Here is an 8,038-nt window from a genome sequence, read left to right as displayed (position 1 = left end):
AGGTGCGAGGTTGAGTCCGCCCTTGACGTGCATGCGGCGGAAGGGGGCGGCCTGGGAGACGGCCCAGCGGTTGGTGCCGCTGACCGGGTTGAGGGTGAGGTTCTCGGCCGAACGCCAGAAGTTCTGGGTGGCGTTGCCGTCGAACCAGCCCGCGTCCACGGTGACATCGCCGTTGAAGGTGGTGTCGTCGGGCTTGAGGCCGAGGCCGGCGATCTGGGTGTAGAAGCCGATCTGCGCGTTGATGTCGTCGTACGTGCCGGGCTTGAACATCAGCGCGTAGCGGCCCGTGCCGAACTGCGCGGACTCCTGCTGCTTGAAGATCGTGTCGACCTTGCCCTGGATGTCCGGGGTCGAGGGGTCGAAGACCAGCACGTTGGGGCCGAGGTCACCCCCGCCGGGGATCTGCGGGTCGCCTCCGCCGGTCGTGCCGAACACCTGGAGCTCCCAGAGTGAGTGACCGTATCCGGTGGCGCGGGCGGTGCCGGTCAGCCGGACGTAGCGAGCGGTGCCGGAGACGTTCAGGGTCTCCGTGCCGCCGGGGCCGGTGGTGGTCGAGTAGGCGGTGCTCCAGCTGCTGTTGTCCGAGGAGAACTCGATCCGGTAGCCGGTGGAGTAGGCCGCCTCCCAGCGGAGCACGATCTGGCTGACCGAGGCGGCGGTGCCGAGGTCGACCTTGATCCACTGGGGGTCGGAGAACGCACTGGACCATCGCGTTCCGTTGTTGCCGTCCACCGCGGCGGCGGCGGGGGTGCCGTCGTTCTCCTGGCTGGACGAGGTGACCGTCTTCCCCTGGGAGAGCAGCGAGGGCGCGGCGCTCGCGGGGGACTGGGGGACGAAGGCCAGGAGCGAGAGGACGAGGCCGGCGATGACGGCCAGCACGCCGCTGCGTCTCCCGAGCGGTGCGAGCACGGGTCTGTGGAGGTTCGGAGGTGCGTACATGGGGTCTCCTGAGTCGTGGGGCGGGTACACGACGCGCACAGCCAGAGAGCGCTCTCTCCGGCTGTGCGAGATACTCCACCTTGGTTACGGACACGTCAAGAGATGTGCAACAGCAGGTATCTCAGGTCCGGTTGCCGACAAGAACTGATGGCTGGAAGCGGGTGCGGACAGCCCTTCCTGTGCGTCTCATGAGGTCTCTGCCCCTGCCCCGCCCGGATCCGCCGCCGGGTGCCAGGTCGTGTCGTCCGTCTCGAAGGCACTCAGGCTCGGGTCGTGGTCGGAGGCGCCGATGTCGTACATGGACGTCATCCAGTGGTAGAAGTTGTCGCCCCTGTCCCGCAGCAGCTCGTACAGCCGCCGCATCAACCGGCCACGGACCGGCCCGAGTTCGTGGTGCGTGTAGCGGTTGCTGAGCTCATGGGGGTCCGCCTCCAGGTCGTACAGCTCGTTGACCGACTCCGGATTGACGACGAGCTTGTAGCGGTCGTCGCGGATCATCCGCTGCGGGTAGGGGAAGTGGTGACCGTGGAACTCCGCCACCAGCTCAGCCGGCCAGTCCGGGGTCTCGCCCCTGACCAGCGGGACCAGGCTGCGGCTGTCCACGGCCGGGGACGGGTCGCAGCCCGCCAGTTCGAGGAGCGTGGCGGTGCAGTCGGTGAGGCTGACCAGCTCGTCCCTGACCTGTGGGGCGGCCCCGGGGACCCGGATGATGCCGGGGATGCGGTAGATGTCCTCGTACATCGCGGGGCCCTTGTCGTGGAGCCGGTGGGCGCCGGTGAACTCGCCGTGGTCCGCGGTGAAGAACACCGAGGTGTCCTCGCTGAGCCCCAGCTCGTCGAGGCGGGTGAGGATGCGTCCGATCTGCTCGTCGATGAGGGTCACGTAGCCCCAGTAGACAGCGATCAGCTTGCGGGTCGTCTCGATGGGGATGGTGTCGAAGGCCCAGTGCGCGCTGTAGTTGCGCTGCACGGGTGGCTTGCCCTCGAAGGTCTCGGCGACGGACGGCGGCAGCTCGACGAGCTCCGGATCGTAGAGGTCGAAGTAGGCGTCCGGGAGCAGGTAGGGCAGGTGCGGGCCGAAGAAGTGCGTCGCCAGGAAGAACGGCTCCTCGCCGGCCGCGTATCGTTCCAGGTGCTCGATGGCGCGGGTGGCGAGGTAGTGCTCGAACGTCGCCTCCACCGGCTGGTGCAGCCGGGCGGCCAGCAGATTCCCCGGGTTGCCGCCCGGGGCGGTGCCCCGGACCGGTTCGGAGATGCGGTACGGCGGCAGCCCCCGCTCCTCCAGATACGCCAGGTAGTCCGGGTGGTCGACCGGGTTGTGCCACCCCGGAAGGTCCGGGCCCTCGAAACCGTACGAGGCGGCGTTGCGATGGGTCCCGCCGTGCCACTTGCCGATGAGCCCCAGTCGGTAGTCGCGCTCGGCCAGGGCCGCCGGGAAGGTGAAGGCGTCCTCGCGCAGGTCCTCCAGATAGCCCACGTTGCGCTCGTAGTTGGCGAGCAGCCGGTGGCGGAAAGGGGCCTGTCCGGTGAGCAGGCTCGCGCGCGCGGGGGTGCAGATCGCGGTGGGCGTGTAGAAGCGGTCGAAGCGTGTGCCGGTGGCCGCCAGACGGTCCAGGTGAGGGGTGGCGACATGCGGGTTGCCGTAACAGCCGAGGGTGTCCACCCGGTGCTGATCGGTCATCAGGAACAGCAGGTTCACTTCTTGTACGCCTTCGTGTAGACGTCGCCCTCGTAGTACGTGTCCGCAGCCGGGGCCTTCTCCAGCCGGCCCGTGGCCACGAAGAACTCGCCGAGCTCGTCCAGCCAGCCGTCCACGGTGCCGTCCTCGGTCCTGGCGACCAGATCGGCCGTCGACAGCGTCTCCACGTTGGCCGCGTCCGCCGCCACCTCGGCGCGGTCGGTCTTCAGCAGCGAGGCGGCGGCGTCGACGGCCTCGTCGGGGTGTGCGGCGCGCCAGTCGTTGGCCTTCTGGAGGACCTTGACGACCTTGCTGTTCAGCTTCTCGTCGCTCTTGGCGGGCGCCACGAAGGCCGTGGGGAAGGCCCGGTCCTTGAAGTCCGCCGTGCTGGCGACCTCGTTGAGCCTCGGCGTCTTCGTCTTGATGGTGTCGATCAGGGGGTACCAGAGGCCGGCCCCGTCGATCTGCCCGGAGACGAACGCCGAGACGACCGTGGAGGGGTCCATCGGCACCTTCTCGATGTCCTTCTCCGACATCCCGGCCTTCTGCAGGGCGAGATCGAGCGCCATCGCACCGGAGGTGCCCTCGGGTACACCCACCTTCTTGCCCTTGAGGCCCTCGATGGAGGTGATGCCGGGCTGGGCTATGACCCGGTCGGCGCGGGCGAGTGTGTTGACCGCGACGACCTTGGCCTTGCCCGACGCGGGCAGCCACATGGCGCCGGGGCCGATGTAACCGAAGTCGAGGTTGCCCGATCCCAGCGCCTGGATCTGGAGCGGACCGTTGGTGAACGTCTTGTACTCGGGACTCAGTCCCTCCTCCTTCCACAGCCCCTGCTCGTCCGCGATGGCCAGCAGACTCGCGCCGTTGTAGTCGCTGATGTAGCCGAAGCGGACGGTGGCCCCGTCGGACGACGAGCCACCGGAGCACCCGGTGACGGAGAGTGCCAGGGCGGACACGGCGGTGGCCGCTTTCAGGGCGCGCTGAGGCAGACGCATGACGCAGGATCCTTACGGGAGTTCGGAGGGGGAGGGGGAGGTCTCAGGCGGCCGGGGACTGGTGGTAGACGGAGGTCCACACGGCATTGCGGATCCGGGCGAACTCGGGGGAGAGCCGGATGGCTTCGGTACGCGGATACGGCAGGTCGACATCGATGACCGACTGGATGCGGCCCGGCCGCGCTGCCATCACCACGACGCGGCGCGCGAGGTACACGGCCTCGTCCACGTCGTGCGTGACGAACATGACCGTGCGCTTGTCCCGGCTCCAGGTGTCCAGCAGCTGGTCCTGAAGCTGGACCCGGGTCAGGGCGTCCAGCGCCCCGAAGGGCTCGTCCATCAGCAGCACCTGCGGATCGACCGCGTAGGCTCGGGCGATCGCGCAGCGCTGTTTCATCCCGCCCGACAGTGTCTTGGGCAGCGCGTCGGCGAAGTCGGCGAGACCGACCAGCTCGATGGCGTGCTCCGCACGGCGCTTCCGCTCGGCGGCGGGCACGGACGCCAGCTTCAGCCCGAACTCGACGTTGCCGCGCACCGTCAGCCAGGGGAAGAGCGCGTACTGCTGGAAGATCACCCCACGGTCCGGTCCGGGGCCGTCGACGGGCCGCCCGTCGACGAGGACCTCGCCCGAGGTCGGGACGGCGAGGCCGGCGGCCAGATTGAGCAGGGTGCTCTTGCCGCACCCGGACGGGCCGACGACGGTGACGAACTCCTCGTCACCGATGTCCAGCGACACCTCGTCCAGGGCGGTGAAGACGGTCCTCTTCAGCGGATACGTCCGGGACACGTTCCGGAAGGAGATCTTGGCGGTCATCGGGTCTCCTGCCAACGGGTGAGGCGACGTTCGGCGAGCAGCAGCAGCCGGTCCATCAGGAGGCCCAGCAGACCGATGGTGATCAGACCGACGAAGATGGTGGGGAGGTCGTAGTAGAGCTGAGCGTTCTGCATCCGGAAGCCGAGGCCCTCCTGGGCGGCGATCAGCTCCGCCGCGACGAGGGTTCCCCAGGCGGAGCCGAGGCCGATCCGCATCCCGACGAGGATGAACGGAGCCGAGGCGGGGACGACCACCTTGAGGAAGATCGTCCCGTCCCGGGCGCCCAGCACCCGGGCCGCGTCGATGAGCGTCCTGTCGACCCCCACGACGCCCTGGAAGGCCGCGACGACGCTCGACAGGAACGCCGCCAGGAAGATGACGAACACCTTGGGCACCTCGCCGATGCCCAGCAGCACGATGGCCAGCGGGATCATGGCGAGCGGCGGCACGGTGCGGAAGAACTGGACGTACGGCTCCAGCAGCCCGCGTGCCAGCGGGTACCAGCCCATCAGGAAGCCCACGGGCACGGCCAGCAGGGTGCCCAGCGCGAAGCCGCTCAGGACCCGGCGCAGGCTGGCCAGCGAGTCGTCGGCCAGCGTGCCGTCAGCGATCAGCTCGCCCGCCCTGCCCGCCACGGCGGCGGGCCCCGGGAGCGCCTGCACCCCGAGCGAGGCCGGCCAGGCCCACAGGCCGATGCCCGCCGCCAGGGCGATCAGGTTCAGGACGACCGCGGGGACGCGGGGGCGCTTTCGCCTGCGCACGCGGGTGGGTACGGCGTCCTCGAGTACGGGCCCGGCCTGCTTCAGGGGTGTCTCCGTGGAACTCATGTGGCGTCCTCGGGAAGGTCGTCGACGCCCGGACCCGGGTAGCGGGCGAGCAGAGGGGATTCATGGAGGGCGAGGGCGACGCCGCCGAGCGCACCGCCCGCCTCGCCGAGCCCGGCGGGGAGCAGCGTCACGCGCCCGCGGGCCAGCGGCATGACATGCGCGTCGAGCGCCTCCTGCACGGGAGCGAGCAGCGCCTCGCCGGCCCGGGCCAGCTCACCGCCCAGCACGATCACACCCGGGCCGACCGCGTTGACGACCCCCGCGAGCACCGCACCGGTCCGGGCCCCTGCCGTCCGCAGCACCTCGTGTGCGGCCCGGTCGCCGTTCTCGACCGCCCGCAGCAGGGTCGGGACGTCGTCCGCGCGTCCGCCCAGGGCACGGAAGGAGGCGAGTACGGGCCCGATCGAGGCGATCGTCTCCAGGCATCCCGTGCCCCCGCACTCGCACGGCCGGCCTTCGGGGTCCGCGGTGATGTGCCCGAGCTCGCCCGCCAGTCCGTCCACGCCGCGGTGCAGCGAACCGTTCACGACGAGGCCGCCGCCCACTCCGTGCGACAGCCGCAGATACAGCACGTCCTGGCTCGCCGCCGCAGCCCCCCAGGTGGACTCCGCTAGGGCCGCGAGCCGGGTGTTGTTGTCCAGCAGGACCGGCGCACCGAACCGCTTGCCCAGCAGCCCGGCCAGATTCGCCAGCGGTTCCTCGGGCGCGCCCGCGGCCGTCGGCACCGGGCCCACGACACCGACCCCGACCGCACCGGTCGTGCCGAGGGCGGCCAGCCGCAGAGTGCCGCCCGCCAGCGAGGCGACCAGCCGCTCCGCCAGCTCCACCCGCCGCTCCCAGGAGAGCCCGGGAGGATGGGCCCGGCTCGCCGAACCGATCACCTCGTGAGCCACGTTGGCGGCGGCCACGTGAACGGCTCGGCGGGCGAAATCGATGCCGACGGCCTGGCCGGCCGCAGGGTTGAGCGTGAGGTGCTCGACCGGTCGGCCACGCCTGCGCGGACCCGGTTCCGCGGCGGCCGCCACGACGGCACCGCTCGCGACCAGGGTCCCGACTATGTCGTACAGCGTGGTGCGGGACAGTCCGGCCTGGCGTCCGAGCTCCGCTCGGCTCTGTGGTCCGTGACGGCGCAGCAGACCGAGTACGCGTTCCTCGTGCCCGCGCCTCAGCCGCGAGAGAGGTCCACCGTGTGAGTGCATGGCGCCCAGCATGATGACCGCGCGATTTTTTGGTCAATGACCCGGAAAAATATTCATGTTGCCGCAACGACGGCGGGGTCAGGCCGGGCGCACACAGCGGAAGCCGAGGTTCCCCGTCGTGCTGTCCGGCGTGTTGCGGGTGCGCGCCGCCACCCGGTAGCGGTTGCAGTACGAGCGGTGGCACAGGTAGGAGCCGCCCCGGATCACCTTGGCGTCGCCCGTGCCGGGGCCGCGCGGGTCGCTCCGGCGGGCCGCCCCGCGGTCGGTGCTCCACCAGTCCTCGCACCACTCCCAGACGTTTCCCGCCATGTTGTACAGGCCGTATCCGTTCGGCCGGTAGGCGTCGACCGGTGCGGTGCCCGCGTAGCCGTCCTCAGAGGTGTTCTTCGTGGGGAAGTGCCCCTGCCAGACGTTGCAGCGGTGCTCCCCGTCCGGGGTCAGCTCGTCGCCCCAGGGGAAGCGTGCCTGCACCAGGCCGCCCCGGGCCGCGTACTCCCACTCGGCTTCCGTCGGCAGCCGGGCGTCCGCCCAACGGCAGTACGCGCGTGCGTCGTTCCAGGAGACATGGACGACGGGATGGTCCGCGCGGTCCTCGATCCCGCTGCCGGGACCCTCCGGCCTGTCCCACCGCACGCCCTCCACCCCGCACCACCACGGGGCGCCCTCCGGACGGCCGGCGCCGCGCCGGAGCGCGGCCGGCAGGAACCCGGCGAAGACGTACGACCAGCCGAAACGCTCGGCCTCGGTGACATGACCGGTGGCCGAGACGAACTCCGCGAACCGCTCGTTGCTGACCGCGTGCGCGTCGATGCGGAAGGCGGACACCCGCACCTCGCGGACCGGGCCCTCGCCGTCCGCCCGGAACCCGTCGGGGTCCTCGGTCCCCATGAGGAAGGGTCCGCCCGGGAGCAGCACCATGCCGTCGACGCCCTCCTTCGACGCCGGTACCGCGGGGGCGGCCGGGGTCCGCCCGGGGCGGACGGAGGGGACAGCCCCGGACGGGCCGTCAGGCCTCCCACGGCCGGGTGAGCAGCAGCCGGCAGGTGCTATGTCGTCCATGCCGTGATCCTACGAGCACTCCTGAGCCCCCTACACCGATGATCGTCTCCGCCCAAACCTCCTCCCGGCGTGGCGTGCCGTCCAACGGGTGACATCTGGCTCCCTGTCACACGATGAGCCCACCGCTTCCCTCGAATGCGGCCTTCCCGAGTGGTGGGCCCGCGCTTTTCAGCTGACGGTGGATCACGTCGCACCCGTGATCCGATGAGCCGGCAACCAGCCGGCCAGCGCGGGGGTGGCGAAAGGACTGTGTATCCATGCGCTCTGCCCGCACCCTGTTCGCATCGGCCGCCGTCACGGCGGTCCTCGCGGTCTCCGTTCCCGCCGCATACGCCGTGACCTCGGCGGACGACTGGGACAAGGACAGCGGTTCCTCCGCCAGCAGCAACGACGACCGCGAGAAGCCCGACTCGTGGAAGCACGACAAGCCCGAGGGCGGCGTCCACGCAGGTGGCGGTGCGCTGGCCGGTCTGTCGGCGGACGACTGGGAGAAGGACAAGGACAAGGACAAGGACAAGGAGTCCG

At 70.5% G+C, this 8,038-nt stretch carries 7 protein-coding genes and 1 pseudogene; 1 reads left to right on the top strand and 7 read right to left on the bottom strand.

Annotation, left to right across the window (positions count from 1 at the left end; translation table 11 throughout):
* From ACZ32T_RS24625 to ACZ32T_RS24595, 7 genes are all read right to left on the bottom strand, one after another.
* Positions 1 to 939, bottom strand: a 939-nt coding sequence (locus ACZ32T_RS24625) for a discoidin domain-containing protein (protein ID WP_467369005.1), incomplete at its 3' end; no start/stop codon positions are given.
* Between the two features lie 186 nt (positions 940 to 1,125).
* Positions 1,126 to 2,637 carry a sulfatase-like hydrolase/transferase gene (locus tag ACZ32T_RS24620; RefSeq protein ID WP_467369003.1) on the bottom strand — a complete coding sequence of 504 codons (1,512 nt, stop codon included), beginning with the start codon at positions 2,635 to 2,637 and terminating at the stop codon, positions 1,126 to 1,128.
* Positions 2,634 to 3,614, bottom strand: a complete 981-nt coding sequence (locus ACZ32T_RS24615; protein ID WP_467369001.1) for an aliphatic sulfonate ABC transporter substrate-binding protein — start codon at positions 3,612 to 3,614, stop codon at positions 2,634 to 2,636. The genes ACZ32T_RS24620 and ACZ32T_RS24615 overlap by 4 nt, the downstream gene beginning before the upstream one ends.
* A 43-nt stretch (positions 3,615 to 3,657) precedes the next feature.
* Positions 3,658 to 4,428, bottom strand: coding sequence for an ABC transporter ATP-binding protein (locus tag ACZ32T_RS24610; RefSeq protein WP_467368999.1), 771 nt, complete (start codon positions 4,426 to 4,428; stop codon positions 3,658 to 3,660).
* The gene (locus tag ACZ32T_RS24605; RefSeq protein ID WP_467368997.1) at positions 4,425 to 5,255 is read right to left on the bottom strand and encodes an ABC transporter permease; all 831 of its coding nucleotides are present in this window, start codon (positions 5,253 to 5,255) and stop codon (positions 4,425 to 4,427) included. Before ACZ32T_RS24605 ends, ACZ32T_RS24610 begins: the two co-directional genes overlap by 4 nt.
* A complete protein-coding gene (locus ACZ32T_RS24600) occupies positions 5,252 to 6,466 on the bottom strand; it encodes an ROK family protein (protein ID WP_467368995.1) in 1,215 nt (404 codons plus the stop codon). Before ACZ32T_RS24600 ends, ACZ32T_RS24605 begins: the two co-directional genes overlap by 4 nt.
* Positions 6,467 to 6,532: 66 nt before the next feature.
* Positions 6,533 to 7,372 carry a formylglycine-generating enzyme family protein gene (locus ACZ32T_RS24595; protein WP_467369040.1) on the bottom strand — a complete coding sequence of 280 codons (840 nt, stop codon included), beginning with the start codon at positions 7,370 to 7,372 and terminating at the stop codon, positions 6,533 to 6,535.
* Between the two features lie 398 nt (positions 7,373 to 7,770).
* Here ACZ32T_RS24595 and ACZ32T_RS24590 point away from each other — a divergent pair.
* Positions 7,771 to 8,038: pseudogene (locus tag ACZ32T_RS24590) on the top strand (hypothetical protein); the annotation flags it as partial.

The sequence above is a fragment of the Streptomyces sp. NPDC023573 genome (genome assembly GCF_055559735.1).
This window is presented reverse-complemented; position numbering and strand designations above follow the sequence as displayed.